Origin of the sequence: Pseudomonas sp. NY15356, assembly GCF_048068175.1 — a bacterium.
GTDB classification, from domain to species: domain Bacteria; phylum Pseudomonadota; class Gammaproteobacteria; order Pseudomonadales; family Pseudomonadaceae; genus Aquipseudomonas; species Aquipseudomonas putida_K.
On the sequence record NZ_JBLUPW010000045.1, the window covers coordinates 1 to 23,608 of the forward strand.

Sequence of the window (23,608 nt, forward strand, 5' to 3'; positions counted from 1 at the left end):
AGAAGAACGACACACCAGCTTTCAGCCCCTGCATCACATACTCGCTCTGCGGGTACGCCACATCCGTGAGCTTTGCTGCTCCCTCCAGGTTATTGCTCGGGCCATACCAGATCTCGGTGCGCTGGGTATCCGAAGTGCCCGCCGGGAAGCCCCATTTCAGGCCAATGGCGAACAGCTCGCTGCTTGCGGTTAGGAATGACACCGCCGGCGGCGCGCCTTCCTTCCCCTTGAGCTTGGTCAGGTCCGAGCTCTTCCAGATGGAAGTGATCTCGAACGCGCTAACCGCCCGCACCCGTGCCACGTAGGCGCCGGCGTAGATTCCCACCACATCAACCGAGGTGGTACCGACGCGCTGCAGGCGCACCCAGTTGCCATCGTCTTTGCGCCATTCCACGTCATAGGCCACGGCACCTTCCACTGCTGGCCAGGCAATGGTCATGGTGCTGACCGCGATACCCTGGTTGACCACGTAGGCCGAGGACAGAGTGACGCTGGCCGGCGGGGCTACGGTGGTGACCGGGATGATGCTGATTGGTCGGCTTTCCAGTTTGGCCCCGGTATCGATCGCCGCGAACTTGCTCGGGTTGAACTCGAGCGCGGTGATCTCCCAATGCCCCTCCTGGGTACGCGAGGTCTTCAGCACCCGGAACAGCTGGACGGCCAGGTCCTCGTAGTCGATTGCCCACTGCAACTGCGGTTCTGGCTGCACGCTGTAGGCCGTGGTCACGGTCACCGCGCGGCCTGCTACCGACTGCACGGTGCGGGCCTGGGCGGTACCGTTCGGCAGGTTCACGATCAGCCGGTCGCCGGCCTTGATTGGCGTGTCGCGGTCCAGCGTTACCACCCTGCCGGCAGCTGCAGAGATCCGGCCGCCGTTCGGGCGCCCCGCCACCAGCTCGTCAGCCACGGGAATGACGTAGCCAGGCAGCGGGATGCGGCCCTCGATGCCGGTGCGGAAGGTAACGGTGCGGTCCTGGTCGTTGCTCAGCAGCACCCACTTGCCGCGGCGCTGGGCCTCGGAGGCGCGAGTGCAGCCAATGGCCGAGATCTCAATCGGGCGGTCCCGGTAGCGGCGCTGCAGGGCCAGGTCGGTGACCGGGATCACGTCGGTGTCGTAGTTGTTCGCCGGGTTGTCGTAGCTGACCAGGGCGCGGCTGTAGTGCGTATCCCGCCCGGCGCCGCCGTAAACGAAGTCGCCATCGATGACGTTCGACCGCGTGAAGACGTAGTCGATATCGCGCTCGCGCGGCATGTCGGCCTGCATGAACAGCGAGCCCTGGGCCCAATACACCATGCCCCGGTAGATCGCCGACAGGTCGCGCAGCAGGGCCCAGGCCTCGGCCCTGCCCTGCAGGTTGAGGTCGCACAGGTAGCGAGGCTCCTGCCCGCCCAGGCCATCCGGCACAAGCTGGTCACAGTACTGAGCGATGCGGTACATCTCCCACTTGTCGACCATCCATGGCTTGATGCGCTTGCCCAGGCCGAACCGGTCCTCGACACACAGGCCGTAGGTCACGAAGGCCGGGTTGTTGGTCCAAGCCTGCTTGAAGGTGCCATCCCACACGCCGCTGTAGGTGCGGGTGATGGGATCGTAGGTGCTCGGTACCGGCCACCGGCGCGCCTTGCAGCGGACAGTGACCTCGGGGATGTTCTGGAACTGCTGGGCGTCGAACTCGATGTACAGCAGCGCGGTGTTCGGGCAGCTCAGCTTCTCGTCGATGATCTCGGTGTAGCCGGCGATGGTCATCATGTCGCCGATGGTGCCCTTGTTGGCGTTCGGCGTGATCCGGCGGACACGGAACATCCAGCCCGAGGCCGCCGCCGGCAGGTCGACGCTGACGGAGCGTTGGTAGCCGTTCATGGATTTGCCATCCACGGCCCCTCGGTGCGCCTCGGCGTAGGCGCCGCCATCGGTGGCCACGTCGATTGCGTACTCGATCCGGTAGCCGTTGGTGTTGCCGTTGCTGTCCTGGCTGTACAAGCGTGGCCAGGTGAAGCGCAGGCGCAGGCGGGACAGCTGAGTGTTGGTCAACGCACGAGAGAACGGCGCATCGCTGCGCAGCTCGACGTTTACGGTTGTCTCGTTCTCGACTGCAGGGATGCCCTTGATGTACTCCTGGTCGATGCTGCCTGGGCGCCACTCCCACTTCACGCCCGGGAAGTTCAGGTTGCCGCTGGCATCCATGATCGGCGTGTTGTCGAGGTAGATATCCCGGTCGGTCGGGGTACCGTCGAACTCGCCCTCGCCCACGGCCAGGAGAATGCTGGCGATGTTGGTGGACTGCAGAGTGTCCGGCGATTCAACCGGTGCCTTTGGCTTGCTGCTGCCACCCTTCGCGCCAGCGATATCGCGGTGCTTTTCTGCGCCCATGCTTTCCTCCGGGCATAAAAAAACCGCCCGTAGGCGGCTTGTTCGTTGACCAGGTGCTACTTCTTGTCTTCGGCCCGGATCGAGGCCGAGATGATCGCCCCGCCCCACCGGCGATAGCCGATGCAGATCGGGACCGGGTTGCCGCTGGCCGTGGTGTTCTTGGCGCTGCCGAAGGCGTAGGACGGTAGGTTTTCTGGGGCTGCGCTTTGCGAAAGGCCCTTGGCCTGGGGGCTGAGCATCTGGACGACGCCGCCGAGTGCCATCGCTGCCCCTGCCTGGTACAGAAATGGCGATGCGGCTGCAAATGGAGTGAATGAAAGCGCAAATCCAGCGGCAATAAGAACCGCTCCGACAATGGTTTGGAATACCCCTCCACGCTTGCTGCCACTCACCACTGGCACGATCCTGATTTCCTTTGACCCGCCTCGATCGAAGTCTTGCGGCCCAATGTTCTTACCATTGCGAAATATGGCGAATTTCATCCCCGCCCCATCTAGTCGCCTAACTTCCTCCTCGAACCCTGGCAATGTGGCGTTCAGAGCTTTAAAGACCTCCCAGGTACGCCCTGAATCTAGTAGCCGCTTATGGCTTCTGCCAAACCTCTTAGCCAAACCGCCGGACAGCTTGATAACTGCCATTGAGTCTTTCTGGATAGCAACAGCCGCCATGCTTTCCTCCGCGCATAAAAAAACCGCCTCACGGCGGTTTGGATAGGGTTACCGCTATAGGCAAGAGCGAGCTACTCTCACCCACTCACTCCAGCTGCTATTTCGGACAAAAACCCTAATTCGGGCGCCATCAGCTTCGTTATCAGCGAGGATCATCGCTGGCGTACCGACCAAGTCAATGTCCAGCTTGATCCGGTACCCGGTTTCAGTCTCAGTTGAGACTACCTTAGGGTTCATGTCTTGCCATTTCGGAGTAACGCATTTTGAGTAATTTTGGGCATTCTTGGTAGTCCGAGCATCTAGAACTGACCCTTGCTCTTGCAGGTCTTCGGAGGATACGCAGCCAGAAATAAATGCCAAGCCTAACGCAGCAATCCAAATTCGCATGGTCTCTATCTCCAAATACTCACCTTAACTCATGCATAGGTCACATGGCCATCTCTAGGATACGCGACTCCAACGTGCCTTTTGCATAGCAGGTTAGATCTTGCGACTCACTCGGACTTTTTGTTGAAAAATCAAACGTACTCGTGCTTCCCCCGCCTGGGGTGCCATCAAACCCAACCGCATTAAAGTTAACTGTCAGCAAATACTTTGTATTTACCGATATATCTGTCCCGCCTTGGGCGGGAGCAACATAAATATTCACGCGACCCTCTAACTTTGTGGTACGAGTAGCGTTAAATGCAATATGATTAGGATTAGTCACAGCGAACTGAGAAGAATCTGCGGACAAATAACTATAAACCTGCTCGCCTCGCGCATTGCTAAATTTCCGCACGGTTGACCCACAATCAATGTATTCAGACGGCCTTGAAGCAGAGAAGCTGACATTGATAAGGCGAGAGCTTTTATCAATGTTGTTTATCACAAAAAAGTCAGAGCTCAGCTGTCGCACAAGGTCATCCCAAGTTCTATCAAAGTCTTTGGAAACCTTTTTGCTGTTTACTACTGTCGCCCCTGATGGTGGCGTGTAGTTCATAGAGGAGGTTGCGCATCCGGCTACTGATGCGATCGCGACAATCAGGCTAATTTTTTTGTACATCTTGCAGCTCCTTTGAAGATGGCACAAAAATATCACACAGCCACCTTTATTTCGCGTCTCGGTGGCGCAGCACAAGGCGCGTTCGATCCAGCCACGGCCCGCCGAACACGATGATCTCCGACGGCCTGCCATACAGATGGTGCAGCAGGAACGGGCCTGGGCCGAATACCTGGGACTGCTCGCCAGGAAGCCGGGCGTCACTACCCAAGAAAATGCCGGCATGTTCGGGGTGCATAGTGCGCCCAACGGCCATGACGATCATGTCGCCGCGCTCCGGCTGGCTGACCCGGTAGAAGCCAGCGGCCTCATAGGCCTGCTCGTACAGGCTCGGGCCATCGGCCTTCTCCCACCATCCGTCCTCCCGGTCATAGGCTGGGAATTCAAGCCCCCACTCGCGCTGGTACCAGTCCGCGCAGACCTGCCAGCAGTCCCAAGCCCCGTGCACGAAGGGGCGACCCAGCAGCGGCGTCTCACCCTGGGGCGTGATGGTGCGCAGGTCACCCTCGGGCCAGGACAGGATGTGCCAGGGCAAGCCCGTGGCCTCGCACATGGCCAGGTCACGCGGCGATGGCCGGCTGGTGGCGTCAGGATGCGAATGGACGATGCCAATGATTTCGCCCTGGTCTTCGGCTGCAGCGTACTGCTCCGGGGAGATCCGGAACTCCTCGGCCGGGTCGTTGGCCGTGTTGTCGCACGGGATGTACCGCTGGGTACGCCCCACCGCGACGATCAGCCCGCAGCACTCGCGCGGGTACTCCGCCGCAGCGTGCTGTTGCACGGCGGCCAGGATATGGTTGCGCATGGTCAGCTCCGCGCGATGAGAGAAACGGCCGGAAAGCCGCCGAAGGGCAGCTGGTTGCCCTCGCCGAAGCGCGGGATGCACCCGGTGCCCAGGCACCCATCGCACTCGTCCAGCTCGGGGTTGTTGGTGAGGTTGCCGTCCTTGTCTCGGTACGGGCCGGTGTAGCCGCAGTTCGGCCCGCGGTAGCCACCGGTCATTGCCCAGTGGCACAGCTGGGTCATCTGCCGCCCGATCGTCTCGCCGCCCACGTCGCCAGGGCTGGCCAACTCCCAGGCCACAGTAGTGCCGTTCTCGGAGATCTTCTGGTCGATGTACCAGACCTCGATGCTTTCCTCGTTCGGGTCGGCTTCTGGGTTGCCGCCCGGGAAGTTGGCCGCGTCGAGGTACTGCCCCAGCGTGTGCCGGATGGTCAGCTTGAACTCGAGCAGGTCATCGAACGCCAGGCACAGCGCCGTGATCCGTCCATTGACGTTGCCGACCGTGATCGTAGGCCGAACCGCTGTGCCGTCCGAGTTGGCCTCAATGCCTTCGATCTGCATGGGCCAGGCGCCGTACTCCTCGCCCTGCCACCAGATCGACTTGGCCGTGAGCTGATCGGCGTCGGCGCCAGCCGCGGCCAGTTCCTCCGGCGTGTGCGGAATGGCATGACCATGGAACCGCAGGATGTCGGCGCCGAACTCGCTGCCATCCAGTTCGAACAGCATGATTTCGGCGCCTGGCTCCAGCTTCTGGATCTGTGTGATAAGGCTCATGGGTGATACGCCCGCTCGAAAGTCATGGAAAGGACGCCAATGCCGCCGGGCTTCCACTGCTCACGGAATGCCGAGCAGCGGTATAGCCCAATGACACCGGCCGGCGTGGTCCACAGGAACGACCGGTAGCCGCGATGGGCGCGGATGAAAGCCAGGATCGGCTGCAGCTCTTCCTTGAGCCCGCCGAAGGTCAGCGAATGGGAGTCGTCTTCGCCGTTCGGGCCGTCGCCGCTGACCTGGGCATAGCCGTCCCCGAACTGGGCGCGGCGCACCCGCAATGTGCTGTCAGAACCGACCTCGTCGTCCGGCTCCCAAGTAAAGGTCTCGATCGCCATCAGCCTCTCCTGTTGGTGTTGCGGTAGCTTGTGCCACCTGGTCGCCAGGAGGCGGCGATGGCGCGCTCGGCCGTCGCCTGCATCTGTTGCTGCAGGTTCTGCTGCAACGCTGCGCTGTCCAGCTGCAGGCCTTCGGAGCTGCGATCCTCCATCGTGAAGTACATCGGCGCGTCCACCTTCACCACGGTCCCACCGCCAGGCGAGCCGCCCACCATCTGCACACCCAGTGAGCCATCCGGCCCTCGGGCCAACGGCATGATCGCCTCCGGCCCAGCTTCGCCGGCAATGCCCAACCCACCATTGCCCATGCCGAACATCGTCGGCGTGTTGAGGATGGTGTTGGTTGCAAAGCCGGCGCCCTTGGCGAACAGTTGCACGCCTGAGCTCCAGGCGCCGCCCTTGGCCTGGGTCACCCCGGGCCAGTTGTTCATGTACTCCGGCCCATAGCCCGCTTGGGTCGCCCCGAGTGACGAAGACCCGCCACCGAAGTAGCTGGTCGCCGCCGAAGCGCCAAAGCCGATCAGCCCACTGAGCAGCGAGCTTGCGGCCTGCTGGCTGGCGATCCTGGCCATGTCCGCGATCACGCTGGTGGCGAAGTCCTTGAAACTCGCCTTGCCGGTCATGGCGAACTCGGTCAACGCATCGCGGGCCGTGTTGAAGCCCGTGGTGAGCATGTCGTCGGTCGCGCCTGCTACATCGTTGGCATCGGCCCGGATGTTGTCCCAGGCGCGGCGGGCGCCATTGCGGTAGTCCGCCTGCGCCTGGAGCCGGTCTTCGTAGCCATCGACTTCCATCTGCAGCTCGCGCGCCTGGTAGTCGGCCAGATCGGCCAGGCGTTGCTCATAGGCCGACTGGCTGAGGCGGCGGGAGACATCCTCCTGCTGCTCTTCCAGCTGTCGCCGGGCCTCGGCGTACCGCTGCCGAACGGCATTGAGGCGGTCGGCCTGCTCGCGCTCGTTGTCGCCCATGCCGACACCGGCGATGTCCGCATTGATTGCGTCCTGGCGCGTCTGGAGCACCACCTCCATCGCCTTGCGGTAGGCCTCGGCGCTGTTGCGCCGGATCTCTGCCAGCTTGCGCTCCTCCTCGGTTCGCTTCTGGATGGTGCCGTCGGCATAGGCCGCGTTCAGGTTCTTGATGCCGAGCTCCATCTCGGCGGTGGTGATCTTGCCGGCGGCCTGGGCCTTGCGCAGCCCCTCCACACCTTCGGCCAGGTCCTCGAGGCGCTTTCGCTCGGGCAGAGCCCGGTCGATGATGGCATCGAGCGCCTTGATCTCGTCGTTGAGCGCCTTGGTGCGGTCCTTGCTGGTCTCGGTGGCATCCTTGTTGGCCTTCTTTTGCGCCTCGATCGCGCTTGCCGCCGACAGGATCGCCTGGCGGTCGGTCTCGGTGAGGTCGGCGTTCTCGGCGATGTAGCGGTTTGCCGCCTTGATGGCGTTGCCGTTGTCCTGCAGGCCACCCAGCTGCTTCTGCAGCGTCTCGAGGTAAGTCTGGCCAGCGCTGCTCATGCCTGCTTTCGCGGCATTGTTGGCGTTGGTGGCGACGGTGTTTTCCTGGGTGACGCCCGTCAGGACGCGCAGGGTCTCGGCGATCAGGTTAGATCGCTGGTCGGCATCGCTGACCGCGCCGGCCTGGGTGATCCACTGCTGCAGGGTGCCGGACGGCAGCTGCAGGCGTTCACCCACCTCCCGCAAGATCGGCACCAGGTCAGCGCCCGAGGCCCTGGCCTCGTTCAGCCGGTCGATCACCGATTGATACTCGCGCAGCTGCTGACCGTACTGCCCACCGGAGTCTCGCGCCGGCGCGGTGACTGTCGCGGCTCGGATGGCCTGGGCCAGGTCGCCGTAGGCGTCCCGGACGCTGTCGGTCGCGTTGATCTGCTCCTGCTGCCACTTCACCAACGACGCTTCGCGCTGGTCTCGGTTGAGCTTTTCGAACTCCTCCCGCAATTGCGAAAGGGGCTTGTGCAGGTCGTCCAGGCTCACCCCGGCCTGGTCAGCGTTGTCTCGCAGCAGCAGGAAGCTGGCTGCAGCAGTGCCGGCCAGCACCGCGAGCCCCATCGGCCCGCCCAGCGCCGTCAGCAAGCCGCCGGTGGCGGCGCGCGTCAGATTGGTCTGGGCGATGGCCAACGCTTCGGTGGACGCAGCGAGCGCGGCCTGCTTGGGCAGCAACTGCGTCTGGACCAGGGAAAGCCGCTGCAGCCCGGTCGCAGCAGCCACAGACGCTTCGGCTTGCTGCAACTGCGCCTGGGCATAGATGCGCTGGGCTTCGGCGCCGCGCAACGCGGCCTGAGCGTTCTGGACTTCCGCGACCCGCTGCGCCAGGGCCGCCTTCAGGGCCAGGCCGGCCTTGGCAACGTAGTTGGTCAGTGCGGCCACACCGGCACCGCCCATGGCCACGGCCACCAGGTCGACGTTGTCGGCCAGCGCAATAAGCACCTGCGACAGGCCGCCAACCACTCCGGTCTGCTCCTCCATCTGCCCGAGGAAGGTGCCGATGGCATTGCTGATGTTCACCATCGCATCCTGCACGCTGGTGGACATGTCGGCGGCCGCCTTGCGGTTGACCTCGACAGTGCGAAGCAGGCCGGTGTTGATGTCGTCGAGCGACAGCTTGCCCTGGACGCCGAGCTTTCGGATCTCTTCCGCGCTCTTGCCCGTGGCGCTGGCAATCGCGTTGACGATCGTCGGCATGGCGTCCTGAATGGACACCCAGCCATCGGCCTCCACCTTGCCGGTTTGCAAGGCCTTCGAGTACGCATCCAGCGCCGAACCGGCCTTGTCGGCAGCCGCGGCGTTGGTCACCAGCAGGAAGCTGAAGCTGTCGGTGATATCGAGCGTCTGCTGGGTGTTGAAGCCCAGGCTGCGCATAACATCAGCCGTGCGGATGTACAGCTCTTGGGCCTCGGCCAGAGGCCGGTAGGTTTCCTGGGCGGTTTGCAGCAGGTGCTCTTGCACCATCTGATACTCGCCAGCACTGCCGGCGGCGGCCCTCATCCGGTCGGCCATTTGCCCGTAGGCATCGACCTGCTTGATGATGCCACCGACGAGCCCGGCACCGGCGACAGCCGCCAACGCACCACGAATGAGCACGCCGGCCTGCTGGGCTGCGCCGCCGGCGCTGTCGAATGCCGAGTCGACTTGGGCCAGGTTGCGGTCGATCGACTGGGTCGTGCGGGCAACTACCTGGTCCGCGCTGGCCAGCTCGCGGCGCAGCTGCGCGGTGGTAGCCTCGATCTGGACCAGCATGCCCTGGACTTGTTGGTCGGCCATGTGAACTCCAAGCACAAAAAAGCCGCCCGGAGGCGGCGAATTACTCTTCCTGGCGACCTCGGAAGAAGGCCTTCAGCTTGTCTGCCACGCTCGCGCGCCTATGCGGCGCGGTGCGCTGGCCTGCGATCTGGCCCTGAGCCTGGCCACGGCCAGTCCAATCAAGCCTGGCGTCGAGCGCGAGCATGATCTGAGGGATGGGTGTGCGCCATGCGGTTTCAGGCGGCCAGCCAAGCCAGCCGGTGGCTACGCCGAACAGATAGTCGACGTAGCTGCCATTTTTCACGGCGCTGTGCTGGCCGCCTCGGGCTTTCCCCGTTCGGCGATGCTCGGCGGCACGGGGTTCAACAGGTACGTGATGTACCTGACCAGCTCGTTCGACACCTTGGATACTCCGGCGTTGAAGACCTCGGTGGCCACCGTTGCGTGCTGCTCAGGCTGCAGGCCGGCGCCGGCGATGATCACATCCGCGCAAGCGCCAATGGACATCAGGCGCATGGCTTCCAACCCGCCGCGCAGGCCGCTGAATCGGGACTCGATCCGCAGCGCAGCCTCGAGGGTTGGCTGCAGGGTGTAGCTGCGCGCACCGACCACCAGGGTGACGGTGCCATACAATGCTTCGCTCATGAAGGTTCTCGCGGTAGGTGACGGGGCTCAGCCCCGTCGATTACGGGGTAACGGCCGGGCCAGGGAGAATTTCAAGGATTTCGGTGTTGATGGCGAAGGTCATGTTGCGGCGCACAACGTTGTCAGCCGAACCGGCCGCCACGGTGTTGTTCATGACTTTCACGCCGTAGTAGTAGGTGGTAGGCAGCACTGGTGGAGTAGCGCCCGGGTCGCCATCGTTCAGCGTGACCTTGATGTTGTAGTTACCCTTGGAGCGATCCTTGTGCGCCACGCTCACGGCCTTCTGGCCGGCGTCGCCGTTGTCGAGGCCCACCACCAGGGTCATGTTGCCGGCGTCGGCGGTGCCCTTGTACTTGCGCACCCGGCCATCGCTCAGCGCGGTGAAGTTCACCGGGTTGAACGTGTCGCCGAACTCGCCCAGGTCCTCGATCTCGCCAACATCGACGTAGGTGTCGGCTTCGTACTCAGTTACGGAATCCGCGCCGGTCTTGCCGCCAATGGCGAGGCGGCAGCCGGCGGCTGTGTTCAGGTTGTCTTCGGCCATGGGGAATCCTCCAAAGGCTCATTGGATAAAAGCCGCGGCGCGGCCAGTGGGGAATCAGTGGGTGGTGATCACGCGAACGGTGATCGAACCCTGGTAGGTGACGCCGTCTGCATCACGCTGGGCGTCGGATTGCTCGACCCGGACGGAGACCGCGCGGCCCACCGCAAGTGGGAGGCGGCGTTCATCCAAGGCAGCGATGACCTCGCCCATGATCCGCTTGACCTCCGCCTGGCCGACCTTGTCGGACCACACGGACAGGTAAATCAACCGTGTTTCGCGCTTGCGCCCTCTGATGGGGCTCGCGTTCGTTGAGATCTCACGGTCGATCGATACATACGGCATCGGCGTATTGATATCGGCGCCGTCGTGGATCGGGCAGCTGACCTCGGCCTGGAGCCGAGCGAATAGCGCAGCTTGCAGCGCCACGGATGGATCAGCCATTGCCTACCCCCTGGCTTGCCTTGCGCAGCGTCCGGCGCACGGCGGCTTCGATATCGGCCATCACATACTCACGGTTGACCTGCATCGACGGACGGAGCCAGGGATGCGCAGGCCTGGCCGGGATGTCTGGGTACTTGCCGAAGAAGTGGGTGCCGTCGCTCTTGTTGGTAGCCCGCTTGTTGCGGTTGCCGGCGCGCTTCTCGCCGATGTAGCCCTTGGTGCCGTACTCGATGAACCGCAGGTAGAAGAAACGGCGGTTGTCGCGTTTGCCGCGAATGCCGATCTGCGCGTCGAGGCCGCTGGGCGAAACGTAAACCTTGAGCGCGGCAGCCGCGGCGCCCGTATCCTTCGGCATCAGCTGCTGCTGGGTCGCAAGGATACGGTTGGCAGCATCCTCCATGGCCGGTTTCAGCTCGTTATCCATGGTCCGATGGATGTTGCGAAGCGTCCGCCGAAGCCGGATATCGCCGCGCAGACTGGAGCGCCTGGCCATGGATCACTCCTTGGCCTGGGCGGCCTTCGTTGGCTTTTCGGTTTTCTCGACGACCTCGATGGCGTAGCCGCGAGCGATCAGCCCCTGGCCATAGGCCTTGTCGACCTCGAACTGTTCGCCCTTCTCGCGCTCACCGGATGCCCCGGTCAGCGGCCCCAGGGCCTGGATTTTCATCTTCATGGATCACCTCATGGGTTGGGGACACTGGAGCACAGCAGGCGCTGCATGTCCCGTTCGTTGTTGAGCAGCGAGGCCTCGACCTTGTAGGTCATCCCAGTACGCTTCTCGGTGAGCCGCCATCCAGCAGCCACATCGGACCGAGGGCGGATGCGTATTTCGGCACTGATGACCGCCTCCACCTGCTCGGCCACTGGTGCGGTACGCCCGGTGGGCATGGTGATTTCCGCCCATACCTCACCGACTACCACCCACACCTGGTCGTAGCCACCAGTGTCGTTCTGCACGCGCTCGTACTTGCTCAAACGGCAGCGGTGCCGCATCGGTCCGGCTTTCATCAGAAGCGCTTCCTGTACCAAAGCAGCCTTTCAACAGCGAGCGGCATAGCGGTAGCGATGGTGCCCACCGCCACGGCTTCGCGGTTGGCGTACCAGTGCCCGACCAGCAGCAGGACGGCCTGCTCAACGTCGCGGGTCAGCCCCATCTCGTCAGGCTCAACCGGGTCGGTTTCCACCAACTTTCGGTCGCAGTGCTGCTCGACATGGGCCTTGGCCGCCTCGATGTAGCCCTCGATCAAGGCGTCTTCCTCATCGCCATCGACCCGCAGGTGCATCTTCACGTTGGCCAGGTCGATCATTTACTTGGTCTCTTTCGGAGCTGTCGGCTTCGCTTCCTTTGGCTTGGCCACCTTCGGCTTGCCGTCGTCACCGACCTCCACGGCCAAGCCCTTGCCGATCAGCGAATGGGCGTATTCGTCGTCTACATCGTCGAACACCACACCTGCCTTGACCTTGTTCGAATCGGCTTTGAGCAACGCACCGTTACCGACGAAGCCCCACAGAGTCTTGATTTTCATGCTGCCTCCAGATGCGACAAGGCCGGCGATCGGCCGGCCTTCGCTATGAGTGGGTTACGCGGCGACTGGGAAGTTGCCCTTGACCAGCGCTTCCTTGCGACGGACACCGAGGCCCAGACGCTCCTCGACCAGGAGTGCGCGTTCGTTCTTGATGAACTGGTCGTTGATCATGCCCATCTTGAACAGGAACGACATGCGGTCGAACAGCGTGGTGGAGCGGGCAAAGTTGGCCACCAGGAACTCACCGCCGGTAGTGCCGTCGCCCTCGTCCATGCTGTCGGAGGTAATCACCGGGCGGCCCCACAGGATTGGCGTGACCAGGCCCTGCAGGTTGGCGAACAGGTAGCGGTTCTCGCCGTCCTTCTGCAGCTCGATGTTCATCCAGTCCAGCTCGGTCATCACCACGCCATCGGCGGACATCTGCGACTGCTTGCGCACCTGGTAGATGGCTCGACGCACCAGGTCGATGGCGGTATCACTGGCTTTGCTGAGGGCGGTGTTATAGCTGGTGGCCTGGGTCATCAAGCCGGGCAGGTTCTCGCCGAGGCCGTCACCCTTGAGGATCTGCAGCTCCTCTTCCAGCTTGAGGTCATAGCGCAGCAGTTGCTGCAGATAGGCGAACATTTGAGGAACATCGTCCAGCGCCTCGTCGGTGACCGGCATCCACACCGCGATCTTCTTCACGCGGTCGGTGACGTTGGTGAAGGTCACGTTGCTGGTCGGCTTCAAGCCGCCCTCAGCCACCGGTGCTGCACCACGGGTGTGCACGTTTTCGCGGAAGTAGGTGTAGTTTTGGCCGGAGACCGGAATAGTGGTCAGCAGATCGCGAATACGCAGCTCCTGGCGGATGCCCGGCTGAATCACCGGATCGTAGACCGGGGCAACGATCCCGGCGCTGGTGACCTTCATTTCCTTCATGCTGGCCAGGTCGGACTTGGTCACGTCCAGTTCGGCCAGAGCAGCGCCTTTCTTCAGCGATTTGTACCCTTCATCGCCTTGGATCAGATCGATGAAGCTTTTACCTTCCGCTGGCTGGCCGCGCAGTTTGACGCCCTTCTGCTCCAGGTCTACGACCTGGTCGATGACCTTTTGCAGCTCGCCCTTCTGGTCTTCGATCTGCTTTTTCAGGTCGGTGGTGACCTGATTGCCTTTTTGCATTTCGTCCATGGCCGCGTCATATTTTTTCTGCAGCTCGCCGAAGCCGCTCTTCAGTTGCAGCTCGATGGAATCCTTCAGTTCTTTAACTTCGCTCATGGCGATACTCCAAAATATTGGGTGAACAAGTTGGGAAGTTGTTTCAGCTCATCCACGATCGCCGTGGCCTCGCTTCCGCCGTCACGGCGTAGCGCGGTGTAGCCGAGCGAAGCGACTGCCGCCGCTTCCTTCTGCGAGAGGCCCATGCGTTCGCGCAGGGCCTTCTCGAAAAGCCTGATATCTGATTTGACGCTGAGGACGTGCGCTTGGGGGTTCATGCCGAACGGGACGAAGGAGGCCTCCCACAGTTCGGCCTCCTTGATGACGCGGACTCGCCGGCCCGCTCGCTCTTCGAAATCCGCCTTGATGGTGTTGAAGCCGATCGACATGCTGTCGAGGATGTCGGCCTTCATCAGCTCGTAGCCGTCGCGGGCATAACTGACGTTGAGGTTGACCTGGCCTTTCAACAGCAGGCCGTGGTCGTCCTGGGTGTAGTCAGCGACGCCGACCAAGCGAGTCAGGTCGTGGTACAGGGCGAGCTTCAACTTGCCACTGCGAGTTGCCTTCACCCGGGTGAAAGCACCGGGCAAGATCACGTCGTCACCGAGGTCAACGTTGTTGAATACCGCGGCGTAGCCTTCGAAGTTGCCGGCTTCATCCACGGCCTTGAGCTCGAACGGGCATTCAAGGTTCGCCATTTTTTTGCATCTCCCACCGGGTGACCCGGGCGTAGTCGCCGCCCAGCGGCGGGTAGTTTTCTTTCTCGCGGACCTCGTCGATGGAAAGCCAACCAGAACCGCCAGAGCCGCCCAGCGCGGCCTGGAAATAGGCGGCACGCCCGGCGCTGTCCGCGCGGAGCAGACCCTCGACCACGAACTCGACGAATCGGGTCGTTGACCGGAATAGCTTGTCGTTGAGCTCGTCCTCGACTGCGTCGATGTAGGGCTTCAGGCCGAAGGTGATAAACCCGGTGAGCTGTTGCTCCAGGTTCGAGCCCATGATCGAGGTCTTGCCGGCGCGGTTGGCCAGCCACAACGGCACCCCGTAGATGCCCGCCAGGGCTTCCTCCTGGAACTGCTGCGACTCGATGAACTGCGCGTCCTTCTGGCTGATGCCAGCCGGGACGATCTTGGGGTTACCCTGCAGGATCGCCATCTTGCCGATGTCGTCTGCGTCGGCCTTGCGCACGTCGGGGAACTTCTCCATGACCTGGGCCTGCTGGGCCTTGGTGAGGAACTGCTCGTAGATGACGTAGCCGCCGGTAAAGCCGCCCTTGCGCATGAAGCTGGCCGACCACTGCTGACCAGCCTTGGCCAGGCCCATGGTCTCGGCCTGGTGCTCGATAGGCGAGAGACCTACGATTCCGTCCAGGCTGAACAGCTTGAAGTGCAGCATGTGTTCCGGCGAGACCGGGAAAGGATCTCCTTCTTTGGGGGTGACCAGGTAAATCAGGTCGTCTTCGGTGTCGATCTTCACGGTCCGACCGTCCAGCGGCACCAGACCAATTGGCTCGTTGTGGATGTTGCGCTCGATTAGGGCGAACGCGTTGCCGCGCAGCGCCATGTTCACGACCACGAACTTGAGGAAGTTCAACCGGGTCATGTAGGGGTTCGGCTTGCGCAGCAACTTGAGCATTCGGTCGTTGCCGGTGACCAGCGCCCTCACTCCCTCCTTGTCCTCGTAAAGCTTGAGGGGTAACCCGCTCAAAGACTCGGAAAGGATCTTGACGCAGGACCAGACCATGCTGATGGACAGGGCCGTTTTAGCGGTTACACGCACACCCGCCTTGGTGCGCTTTCCGCCGACCTCGAGGTCCACCTCGACATAGTCGCCCGTAGTCGGGTCGGTGTAGCCGAAGAAGCCCCAGGTCATGGGGTTGTACCATTTGAATGCCATGGTCAGCCTACTAATCCGAAGAAGCCGTGGTTGAGGTAGTCGTCCAAGCCGCCGCGCGCCTCGGGATTGAGGGCCATCAGCGACACGGCGTTGAAGGTCGCCATGAGCGGGTCAATTTTGGCGGTGCCGGAAGCTTGCTTGGTGATCAAGAAAGCGTTGGCCGATGGCACTCCCTTGGCGTTCCCACAGGACCAGGCCATGAGTGGCTGCCCGCAGTGAATAAGCGTTCCTTCGGCAAGCCGGCGCTCGGTCGTCTTGATTGCGCCGGTGAGTTTCCAGCCCTGCGAGATGCCAACGATCTGCTCCTCGTCGATGCCGACATCCGCCAGGGCATCCAGCACTGCGCCGATGCCGGCCGGGTCAAGGCCGACCTTGTCGAGCAGGCCGGCCTCATTGATGCGAGCCACGATGGCCGCCAGCTGGTCAACGTCATCGCCAATCTTGTCGACAATGGTCAGATCGCCGGTTTCCTGCAGGTCGAGTAATCGGGGCGCCTCTGACTTGCGCCGCTCCAGCACGGACGGGTGGGCCCAGGCATGCGCCCAGTGCAGCCAGGTGCGCGACTCCCGAACCCGGCCAAGGACAGCCAGGCCCAGCAAGTCATCCAGTCCTCCGCCGTCCCCTCCTACGACGATCACCTCGCACTGCTCGAGCAGATCATCCAGGGTCATACCAGGCTTGGCCTGGGGCTCCCAGAATGCGGCGCCGACCCAGCTGTCGGACATCAGGGCCAGGCCGATCTCGATGTTGAGGTGCTTGGCCAGGAAGCCACGCATCTCCGCCTCGCCGTCGATTTCCGCCTGCATGTGCAGGCGCTCTAGCGTTGGACGGTCTACTGAGTAGCCAATGTTCGGGTTTACCAGGTGGAAGTTTTCAGGCTTCCGGGCCTCACCGCTGTCGATCATCTCTTTTGAGAATTCGTAGATGATCGGCAGGAAACGGTTGTCGTCGATGCGGCCGTCACGCACGCCGCGGGCATAGGTCAGCTTCGACTTGAACACGCCAGCCGGGGGCTCGTTCGACTGGGTCGTCAGCCAGATGATGAAGCCTTCAGGCCTGGACAACAGGCCACCGGTGGCTTCGCGGATCATGTCCGCTGCCTTGGGGTTCTTGCCGAACAGCCATGCCTCATCGATCAAGACGCCGACTGCCTTCTTACCGCCCACCACGTCGCTATCAGCCGCCACGACCTTGAGCGTTGCGCCGGTTTCGCGGTGGGTGATCAGCCTCAAGTGTGGCTGAACATGCAGCAAAGCCTTTAACTCGTCATCGTTGTTGACCATGTCCTTGGCCGGGATGAAGGAGTTATCAGCGATCTCCTTGGTCGGGGCCAAGATGATGAACTCTGCCGAGAGGCGCCAATTGCGGATCAGCGCGGTGAGCATGATGCCGGCAGCGATGGTCGACTTACTGTTCTTCTTCGGGATGCAGAGCATCACCTCACGGATCAGTCGCTCACCTGTCTCGCTGTTGTAGCTACCGAACACCGCGCCGGCGAAGGCCAGCACCCAGGGCGCGCAGGAGGCTTCGATCGTGGGGCTGCCCGGGGCATCGACGATCTTGAGCCCCTTGAACACCTCAAGGCTCGCTTCAGCCTCATCGGGAAACAGCGGTGGCGGGATGATCGACTCGCCGGCAGCCAGGCGCCGCCACCAGTCTGGGCAGGCCGTGGTCCATTGCATGAGTTACCCCTTCACGACAGAGAGCGGTGGCTTGCCCTGGGCATAACGGCCTTTGCCGGCCTCTTTGGCGGCCTCGGCCTTCTGTTCTTTCTTGCCCGCCTCAGCCTTCTTCCCATGGATGTAGGGCACGGCTGTCTGCGCGGCATTGCGCCGGTCAAAGACCTTTGCCCGCGGCTCGTTCATCAGGGCCAGCAGCCACTCCAGAGGATCTTGGGTGGATGGCAGACAGCTCAGAAATTCCCCGTCAGCCTCGTTGAGTTCAACGGGCTCCCCTGCACTTTCATCGGCCTTCGGTTTCTGGCCTCGCTTTTTCGGCTCAGGGTTAACACTGAGCTCCGCTTTGCGGGCCAGAATTGCGGATGCAATCTTGGAATCGTTCGCCCATCGCGAACCCGACGCAGCAGCCACCGAGGCCTTGCATCCCGCGGCTTCCGCTGCTTCTTTGTTGGACGCACCTCGGGCCTTAGCGTCAACAAACCGTCGCTGTTTGTCTGTTAACACCATTAACAAAAACCTTGAGGGTCGAGAAAAATGTGCGCGTGGGGTCGGTGGCGGTCTAGCTAGATGAGAATGGCTATATTTTGACCACCCCCCTGGTAGTCGCACGCCGTTGACGTGCCTCTAAAGGCCAGCCGCCTCCTCGGCCTGCTTGACCGAGTCGTGGCAGGGCTTGCACAGCGACTGCCAGTTGTCCTGGTTCCAGAACAGATCCTTGTCGCCTCGGTGCGGGACGATGTGGTCGACGATGAAAGCGGCAGTGGTTCTCCCCTGCCTTGCGCAGTAGACACAAAGCGGGTTGTCGCGCAGGTACTGCTCCCGCGCCTTCTGCCACCGGTAGTCGTAGCCTCGCTGGGAGCTAGTCATGCCGCTCCGCCAACTGCCTGGCGTAACCACCTTGACCCGCGAGCCTGAACTCTCCTTGATGCGAGAACCGAGCGTCTTGAGCCTGGCCATCAGCGCACCTCAACCAAGATCCCGCGCTCGATCCAGCGCATGACGCGCGCCAGGTCAGGCTCGCGTCCAGCGATGTGGGTCATGACCAGAACGCCAGTCAGGTAATACTTCAGCCACCAGCGCTGGCGGCAGGAAATCGTTGCAGTGATGCGCTCCACGGCTCACCCCTCTCGGCGCATGCCGACTTGGCTGGCGATATCAGAAGCACGCTCGCGCACCTCCAACACCTGGCCGTCGAACGTGTGGACGATGGCGCAGATACCGTGCCACTGCGAGCTGGTGCCGGCCTCCTGCACGCGGGCAATGTCAGCTGGGGCCAGATAGTGCTTGCGGCGGTTGATGTCAGTCAGTTCGATCATCATGTCACCCATCTACCTTGCGTTCGGCCCAACGGCGCCCAAGCTGGCGAGCCTGCTCGACACCCAGAACACCGACAAACCCGGCAGTAGCGAACGACCAGGCGATGCTGAGCCCGAACTCCTTCACGGTCAGGCCAACCACCATCACGATCAATGCACCTAGCGTTGCCTCAATCAGCTGGCGGGCCGGGCGCGTCTCCTTCCCGTCGTACTGGATTCGCAACCAAGTCAGGGCGAATGTTAGGCCCATTGCAAGGCCGTTCTCTCTCAGGGCGGTCAGTACCAACACCCAGAAGGATGGGTCTTTCTCTGGCATATGGGCCATCTCGATACCTCCCGTTACGGGGAGCTTGTGAATGGAATCAGCGGCGGTACAGCAGGCCGCCTGGGCGGAGCTCTTTGCGGATGACTTCACGGACGGGATCAGCCGCATCGATCTTGGAACGCAGCTCCAGGCCAAGATTGCTTTCAGCGATAGAGCTGGCGAGCTTGAGCAGGGCCTGGGAGACATCGCCCTTCTCAATGGCTAGCTCCAGGTCGGTCTGGCCATCCTTGGTTTCGCCCTGGGTAGGATCAATGCCAGCCCCAACGCCAGTGCAGACGCATTGACCATTGGGACTCCTGGCCACCGTCACGGCATACCGGTCAATGGCCGTCGGATACCGCCCTGCCAGCAGCGCCGTTCCCGGCCTATAGTCGGCCATCGCATCACGCGGAGGGCTGCCGACGGCCTCCACCCGGGAGAGCCTGGCCTCCAACGTGCCAATGCGGCTTGCCAATGCAGCGTCCGCGCATTCGCGAGCGCTGGCCTCTTCAGCGATCTGCGCCTTGGTTGCGAATCGCTCAAGATCCATCTCTGCGGCACCACTGACGTCGGTGTTCTTGCGCGCCTTCTCGGCGCGTTCGGCCAGGGCCGCATCGAGCTTGGCGACAGTGTTCTGGATCGAAGTCAGTCCAGTGCGCAGCTCGTCAATGAGCTGTTGCATCTTGTCCCAGGTGCTCATCAGTTTCTCCGGACAGAAAAAAGCCCCGGCAGATGCCGAGGCTTGGAATAGGATGCGGAGGGCCGGCGCTTCCCGGCTTGGCGGTCTGGATCGCTGGGTCACGTACCCCAGACTCTCATCGCGTAGCCGCCCATTGTCCGCACGGGATTAGACGACGCCTCTACCGACTTAGCCCAGCTGCCTGAGCGTGTCATCCGCATAAACGAAAAACCCCAGCACTGGGCCGGGGTTCCTCTGTGTCGCGTTGCTTGCAAGCTGGACACGCTGCTATGAAAACAGGTGTTTATCCGCCCGGAAAGAACTTTTTACGCAGCTTCACGCAAATGTTCCAAGGCCGAATCCACCCAGGCGACACCCTGCTTGATGACCTCGAACGCTTTACGCTCCGCCATCTTGTTGGCCTCGCCAATGCGCAGCGAGGTCCATTTGGCGCCGTAGTACAGCCAGACGAAATCGCCCATCTGCTGGTTGCGCTTCGTCAGCCTGGCCACGACCGAGTCGATCATCAGGGCAGTGTCATCAGTCAGCGAATACTCAACACCACCTCCGGTAGCTGCCGCGCTGACGGATGGGGAGACGTACCTGGGCACACCCATTCCATCCATTCGCCAGCTCCCCCACTGCTCGAGCAGCCACTCGGTATCACCCAGTGGCTTGTTCGCGTAAGTCCGTTTCTTCATGCAGCCCTCCGGGGCGTTGGGTCGGTGTCCAGGCCGAACAGCTCGCACAGGAGCTTATAGGCGTGCTTGTTCTTCGCGCCGCCCTGGATGATCCAGGCCTTGGCAAATTGTTCGAAGCCCTGGTTAGCGCGGGAGCCATGCCAGTCGGCCACGATGTCCATCAGGGCGGCCGAGGCGATCCTGCCATTGGTTTGGTCCAGCAGCATGCGGTTTCCCTGCTTCAGGAACTGCCGCTCGACGGGTGTCAGGGTTTTGCGCGGCAGCGCCGCAGTGACGTTACTCATGGCCAACTCCTGGCTTAGATTCTTGATCGTGCATCCTCCCTTGGGATGGATGCTGTGAAGTGCTGCAACCATCGCCATTACTGGCCTCAGCGGTTGCGCATGCGGTTTCGTGTCCCGGCAATGTCCCGGCGTGGATAGCGGCGAAGCCCTGGCTGTCGAGGTGTTGATGCCAGACCTCCAGTGCCCGACGCTTCAAGGCTTCAGCGGTGGTGTGGATGTACGTGGCATCCAGATCTTTCATGGCGTGGTTCAGCAACAGCTCGCCCACCATGTAGTCCACCCCCAGGTCAGTCCAGGCGGTCCGCGCTACCTTGCGCAGGTCATGGCTGGACCATTCGCCCCGGGCCAGATCGGTGAACAGGGTGTTGGCCTTGCTCGGGCTCAGCGGCGAACCGCGGCCACCTGGGAACAGCAGCGGACCGGAGTAGCCCTGGGCAGCCTGCAGACGCCGGTAGCGGCGCAGCAATGCGCAGGCCTGGGCCGTGAGCGGCAGCGTGTGCTCTGCCTTCGTCTTCGTGTCCCCGGCAGGGATGAACCAGCGCCCCGCATCAAGGTTGACGTTGCGCCAGCGTGCGAGCCGGGTTTCCCCCAATCGCGAGCCGTGGCACAGCATCATCAAAGCCAACATGCAGCCCGCCGGCGCCGCCTCGAAGCGTTCGGCCACGGTCATCAGCAGGCCGGGCACATCGTCCCCGCGCAGGCGCGCCGGCTTGGGCCTGATCCGGGTGCGCACGAAGTCGGTGAACTTCAGCGCCGCCATCGGGTTGGCCGGCAACAGGTCGAGGCGCAGGGCCTGGCGGAACGCCGCCGAGAGCACGCCATACACCGAACGCACGAACGACAGGGCATAGCGCTCCTGCATCGGCCACATCAGGCGCTGGTCGATGGCCTGCTTGCTGATCTCGCCCAGGGCCAGATCGTGCAGGCGCGGCATCAGGTGGCGATCAAGAGCTGATCGAGCACTGGCCTTGCGCTTGGCCGACAACCCCCGGTCACGGTTCATCCGGTCCCGGTACCACTCCAGAACATCGCCAACTGTCGTCCAGCTGGTGGTGGTGGACTTGGCATCGGCATCGGCAGCCCGGCGCGCCAGGATGGCCGGCAGTGTGGCCAGCATGGTCTTGGTGTTGATCCCCGGGAAATCGCCGGCCTTGCCCCAGCGCTGGCGGACCACAACGTGCCAGGCGCCGCGGGAGCGGTCCTTACTCGAGTAGCGGAAACGCAGCTCACGATGACGGGTGTCGCGCAGCTGCCGAACTTCGCCGGCGGCGTGACGGCGGATCTCGGCGTCACTGATCGTCACGGTCAGGGTCTTAGAAACGCTCATTGCCGGTCCCCTTGTAGCGCTGGGCATAGCTTCCCCGCCCCATCTCGACCTCGTCGTCGCTGGGAGGCGCTCCTCGGAAGTTCGCGAAACGGCTGTAGCTGCCTTGGCGGTGCACCAAGCATGACCCTGTGCGCCCGTGGCGGTTCTTGTCGACGATCAGCTCTGTGACGCCCTGCTGGCCAGCCTCCGATTCAGGGTCGTCATGAACTAGGATGATCACATCGGCATCCTGCTCGATCTGCCCGCTGTCCTTGAGGTCGCTGGCCTGGGGCTTCTTGTTGGTCCGGTTCGATGGGCCGCGATTGACCTGGGCAAGCGCAATGACCGGTATCCCCAGCTCGCGGCTCAGATTCATGACCGCCGTAGAGTTTCGAGCGACGGCTTCGGTCCGGCTGGCTGCTCGACTGTCAGAACCGATGATTTGCAGGTAGTCGATCAGCAAGACGTCCAACCCCTTCTCGCGCATCAGCGATCTGGCCTCCGCCCTGATCTCAGGCATCGTCATTCCCGGGCGATCGATGAGGTACAACTCGGCTTGCTTGATCGCTCCGGATGCAGCGCCCACCCTGCTCCACTCGTCCTCGTCCAGATCCTTGACGTCTCGTAACCGCTTGAGATCCACACCACCGAGGGAGGCGATAGCGCGAAGGGTTAACTGCTCGCTCGGCATTTCCAGGCTGACGACCAATCCAACGCCCTTACCTCGAGTCGCGATGTGCTGGAGCACCTGCAGACCAAGCATCGTTTTCCCCGAGGCAGGCCGCCCGCCAATGACGACCATTGACTTAGGGGCCAAGTAATCGACCAACTTGTCCAGATCAGCCAGCCCAGTGGACATTTTGGCGGGAGTCTTGTCGTCGAGAACGTCCTGCATATGCTCGAGCACGGTGGGAAGGACTTCGCTCATGCGCTTGTAGCTCCCGCCCCCGCTGTGAAGGTTGCGCAGGTCTGCCATGGCCTGTTGTGATGCCGCGATTACGGCATCCGTTGGCGCCCCCTCTTGAACCATCGCCTGCGCCTGGCCGCCGATATCGATGATGTGCCGGATCACGCCCCACTCCTTGACGTGCTTGGCATAGGCTTTCCAGTTCGCCGCAGAAGGCACTTTGCTGGCCAGTTCGGCGGCGTAGGCGATCACAAGGTCACCGCTGGGCAGCGTGCGGCGCACAGTCCCCACGGTTACCGGATCAATGGGAATGGACCTGTCGTTGCACTCAACCATGGCGTCGAACAGCGCGGCGTTGTCGTCGCGGTAGAAGTCGCCCGAGGTCATCTGCCCGAGAATGTCCTCGACCAATCCTGCGTCACGCTGCAGGCCGGCCTGCAGGACGGCCCCGAGAACGCCGTGCTCGGCTTCGTCGCTGAATAGCTCCCTCATGCCACAGCCCTCATCGAGGACCAGGTGAAACCAACGGCCATGCCGCCGTTCTGCCGCAGGCGATCCAGGGCACGGTCGCCGATGTAGGCCTTCAGGCCCTCAACGCTCAGGTTGCTGATCAGCACGGTCGGCAGCACGGCCTGGTAGCGGCGATCGATGATGTTGTGCAGCAGGCCCAACTCGTATTCCGATCCCTTCTGGCAGCCCACCTCGTCGATCACCAGCAGGTCCAGCCCGCCCAGGTGCACCACCACATCACGGTCGGTGTAACCCGAGCCGGGCACCATTGAGCCGCGGGCGATGCTGACGATGTCTCCGGCCGGTGTGATCAGGGCGCTGGCTCCGTCGGCCACCACGGCTCGGACGATCGAGCTACCCAGGTGGGTCTTGCCGCACCCGACATTGCCGGTCAGCAGCAGAGAACGGCCCGCCCGGTAGTGTTCGGGGAATCGTGCGGCATAGTCGCGGCA

At 62.6% G+C, this 23,608-nt stretch carries 31 protein-coding genes; all 31 read right to left on the reverse strand.

What is annotated here, in order from left to right; all coding sequences use genetic code 11:
• Positions 1 to 2,371, reverse strand: a 2,371-nt coding sequence (locus ACNFCI_RS22925; RefSeq protein WP_416768276.1) for a host specificity protein J, incomplete at its 3' end; no start/stop codon positions are given.
• Between the two features lie 56 nt (positions 2,372 to 2,427).
• A complete protein-coding gene (locus ACNFCI_RS22930; protein ID WP_416768278.1) occupies positions 2,428 to 3,039 on the reverse strand; it encodes a tail assembly protein in 612 nt (203 codons plus the stop codon).
• 427 nt (positions 3,040 to 3,466) lie between these two features.
• The gene (locus tag ACNFCI_RS22935) at positions 3,467 to 4,084 is read right to left on the reverse strand and encodes a hypothetical protein (RefSeq protein WP_416768280.1); all 618 of its coding nucleotides are present in this window, start codon (positions 4,082 to 4,084) and stop codon (positions 3,467 to 3,469) included.
• A gap of 46 nt (positions 4,085 to 4,130) precedes the next feature.
• Positions 4,131 to 4,886: a C40 family peptidase gene (locus ACNFCI_RS22940; RefSeq protein WP_416768281.1), complete on the reverse strand. Its 756-nt coding sequence runs from the start codon at positions 4,884 to 4,886 to the stop codon at positions 4,131 to 4,133.
• A 2-nt stretch (positions 4,887 to 4,888) separates the two neighbouring features.
• A complete protein-coding gene (locus ACNFCI_RS22945; protein WP_416768283.1) occupies positions 4,889 to 5,638 on the reverse strand; it encodes a phage minor tail protein L in 750 nt (249 codons plus the stop codon).
• Positions 5,635 to 5,973 (reverse strand): phage tail protein, encoded by a 339-nt coding sequence (locus ACNFCI_RS22950; protein ID WP_416768285.1) that lies wholly within the window; start codon positions 5,971 to 5,973, stop codon positions 5,635 to 5,637. The genes ACNFCI_RS22945 and ACNFCI_RS22950 overlap by 4 nt, the downstream gene beginning before the upstream one ends.
• Positions 5,973 to 9,245: a phage tail tape measure protein gene (locus tag ACNFCI_RS22955; protein ID WP_416768286.1), complete on the reverse strand. Its 3,273-nt coding sequence runs from the start codon at positions 9,243 to 9,245 to the stop codon at positions 5,973 to 5,975. The genes ACNFCI_RS22950 and ACNFCI_RS22955 overlap by 1 nt, the downstream gene beginning before the upstream one ends.
• Positions 9,246 to 9,285: 40 nt before the next feature.
• Entirely contained in the window at positions 9,286 to 9,528 is a 243-nt protein-coding gene (locus tag ACNFCI_RS22960) for a hypothetical protein (protein WP_416768287.1), read from the reverse strand.
• A complete protein-coding gene (locus ACNFCI_RS22965; RefSeq protein WP_416768288.1) occupies positions 9,525 to 9,869 on the reverse strand; it encodes a hypothetical protein in 345 nt (114 codons plus the stop codon). Before ACNFCI_RS22965 ends, ACNFCI_RS22960 begins: the two co-directional genes overlap by 4 nt.
• Positions 9,870 to 9,909: 40 nt before the next feature.
• A complete protein-coding gene (locus ACNFCI_RS22970; RefSeq protein WP_416768289.1) occupies positions 9,910 to 10,413 on the reverse strand; it encodes a hypothetical protein in 504 nt (167 codons plus the stop codon).
• Between the two features lie 54 nt (positions 10,414 to 10,467).
• Complete coding sequence (locus tag ACNFCI_RS22975; protein WP_416768290.1) at positions 10,468 to 10,854, reverse strand: DUF3168 domain-containing protein; 387 nt, start codon at positions 10,852 to 10,854, stop codon at positions 10,468 to 10,470.
• Positions 10,847 to 11,347, reverse strand: coding sequence for an HK97-gp10 family putative phage morphogenesis protein (locus ACNFCI_RS22980; RefSeq protein ID WP_416768291.1), 501 nt, complete (start codon positions 11,345 to 11,347; stop codon positions 10,847 to 10,849). Before ACNFCI_RS22980 ends, ACNFCI_RS22975 begins: the two co-directional genes overlap by 8 nt.
• A 3-nt stretch (positions 11,348 to 11,350) precedes the next feature.
• Entirely contained in the window at positions 11,351 to 11,527 is a 177-nt protein-coding gene (locus tag ACNFCI_RS22985; protein WP_416768314.1) for a hypothetical protein, read from the reverse strand.
• Between the two features lie 8 nt (positions 11,528 to 11,535).
• Entirely contained in the window at positions 11,536 to 11,862 is a 327-nt protein-coding gene (locus tag ACNFCI_RS22990; RefSeq protein ID WP_416768292.1) for a phage head closure protein, read from the reverse strand.
• Entirely contained in the window at positions 11,862 to 12,161 is a 300-nt protein-coding gene (locus tag ACNFCI_RS22995; protein WP_416768293.1) for a head-tail connector protein, read from the reverse strand. Before ACNFCI_RS22995 ends, ACNFCI_RS22990 begins: the two co-directional genes overlap by 1 nt.
• Positions 12,162 to 12,380 carry a hypothetical protein gene (locus ACNFCI_RS23000; protein ID WP_416768295.1) on the reverse strand — a complete coding sequence of 73 codons (219 nt, stop codon included), beginning with the start codon at positions 12,378 to 12,380 and terminating at the stop codon, positions 12,162 to 12,164.
• A gap of 54 nt (positions 12,381 to 12,434) precedes the next feature.
• Positions 12,435 to 13,634, reverse strand: a complete 1,200-nt coding sequence (locus ACNFCI_RS23005; RefSeq protein WP_416768296.1) for a phage major capsid protein — start codon at positions 13,632 to 13,634, stop codon at positions 12,435 to 12,437.
• Positions 13,631 to 14,272 (reverse strand): HK97 family phage prohead protease, encoded by a 642-nt coding sequence (locus ACNFCI_RS23010; protein WP_416768298.1) that lies wholly within the window; start codon positions 14,270 to 14,272, stop codon positions 13,631 to 13,633. The genes ACNFCI_RS23005 and ACNFCI_RS23010 overlap by 4 nt, the downstream gene beginning before the upstream one ends.
• Positions 14,259 to 15,470, reverse strand: coding sequence for a phage portal protein (locus ACNFCI_RS23015; protein ID WP_416768300.1), 1,212 nt, complete (start codon positions 15,468 to 15,470; stop codon positions 14,259 to 14,261). The genes ACNFCI_RS23010 and ACNFCI_RS23015 overlap by 14 nt, the downstream gene beginning before the upstream one ends.
• Positions 15,471 to 15,472: 2 nt before the next feature.
• Positions 15,473 to 17,152 (reverse strand): terminase large subunit, encoded by a 1,680-nt coding sequence (locus ACNFCI_RS23020; RefSeq protein ID WP_416768301.1) that lies wholly within the window; start codon positions 17,150 to 17,152, stop codon positions 15,473 to 15,475.
• A 3-nt stretch (positions 17,153 to 17,155) separates the two neighbouring features.
• Positions 17,156 to 17,656, reverse strand: coding sequence for a terminase small subunit (locus tag ACNFCI_RS23025; RefSeq protein ID WP_416768302.1), 501 nt, complete (start codon positions 17,654 to 17,656; stop codon positions 17,156 to 17,158).
• Between the two features lie 117 nt (positions 17,657 to 17,773).
• The gene (locus ACNFCI_RS23030) at positions 17,774 to 18,106 is read right to left on the reverse strand and encodes an HNH endonuclease (protein ID WP_416768303.1); all 333 of its coding nucleotides are present in this window, start codon (positions 18,104 to 18,106) and stop codon (positions 17,774 to 17,776) included.
• On the reverse strand, positions 18,106 to 18,264 hold the full coding sequence (locus ACNFCI_RS23035; RefSeq protein ID WP_416768304.1) for a hypothetical protein: 159 nt from the start codon (positions 18,262 to 18,264) through the stop codon (positions 18,106 to 18,108). Before ACNFCI_RS23035 ends, ACNFCI_RS23030 begins: the two co-directional genes overlap by 1 nt.
• Before the next feature lie 3 nt (positions 18,265 to 18,267).
• Positions 18,268 to 18,465 (reverse strand): hypothetical protein, encoded by a 198-nt coding sequence (locus ACNFCI_RS23040; protein ID WP_416768305.1) that lies wholly within the window; start codon positions 18,463 to 18,465, stop codon positions 18,268 to 18,270.
• Positions 18,466 to 18,469: 4 nt separating this feature from the next.
• Positions 18,470 to 18,790: a phage holin family protein gene (locus ACNFCI_RS23045; RefSeq protein WP_224458812.1), complete on the reverse strand. Its 321-nt coding sequence runs from the start codon at positions 18,788 to 18,790 to the stop codon at positions 18,470 to 18,472.
• A gap of 37 nt (positions 18,791 to 18,827) precedes the next feature.
• Positions 18,828 to 19,469: a hypothetical protein gene (locus ACNFCI_RS23050; protein WP_416768307.1), complete on the reverse strand. Its 642-nt coding sequence runs from the start codon at positions 19,467 to 19,469 to the stop codon at positions 18,828 to 18,830.
• Positions 19,470 to 19,774: 305 nt separating this feature from the next.
• Positions 19,775 to 20,149 (reverse strand): antiterminator Q family protein, encoded by a 375-nt coding sequence (locus ACNFCI_RS23055; protein ID WP_099592890.1) that lies wholly within the window; start codon positions 20,147 to 20,149, stop codon positions 19,775 to 19,777.
• Complete coding sequence (locus ACNFCI_RS23060) at positions 20,146 to 20,433, reverse strand: hypothetical protein (protein WP_416768309.1); 288 nt, start codon at positions 20,431 to 20,433, stop codon at positions 20,146 to 20,148. The genes ACNFCI_RS23055 and ACNFCI_RS23060 overlap by 4 nt, the downstream gene beginning before the upstream one ends.
• Complete coding sequence (locus ACNFCI_RS23065) at positions 20,426 to 21,760, reverse strand: tyrosine-type recombinase/integrase (protein ID WP_416768310.1); 1,335 nt, start codon at positions 21,758 to 21,760, stop codon at positions 20,426 to 20,428. The genes ACNFCI_RS23060 and ACNFCI_RS23065 overlap by 8 nt, the downstream gene beginning before the upstream one ends.
• Entirely contained in the window at positions 21,747 to 23,138 is a 1,392-nt protein-coding gene (locus ACNFCI_RS23070; RefSeq protein ID WP_416768311.1) for a replicative DNA helicase, read from the reverse strand. Before ACNFCI_RS23070 ends, ACNFCI_RS23065 begins: the two co-directional genes overlap by 14 nt.
• A partial coding sequence (locus ACNFCI_RS23075) for an ATP-binding protein (protein ID WP_416768313.1) occupies positions 23,135 to 23,608 on the reverse strand: 474 nt, incomplete at its 5' end. The genes ACNFCI_RS23075 and ACNFCI_RS23070, both read right to left, overlap by 4 nt.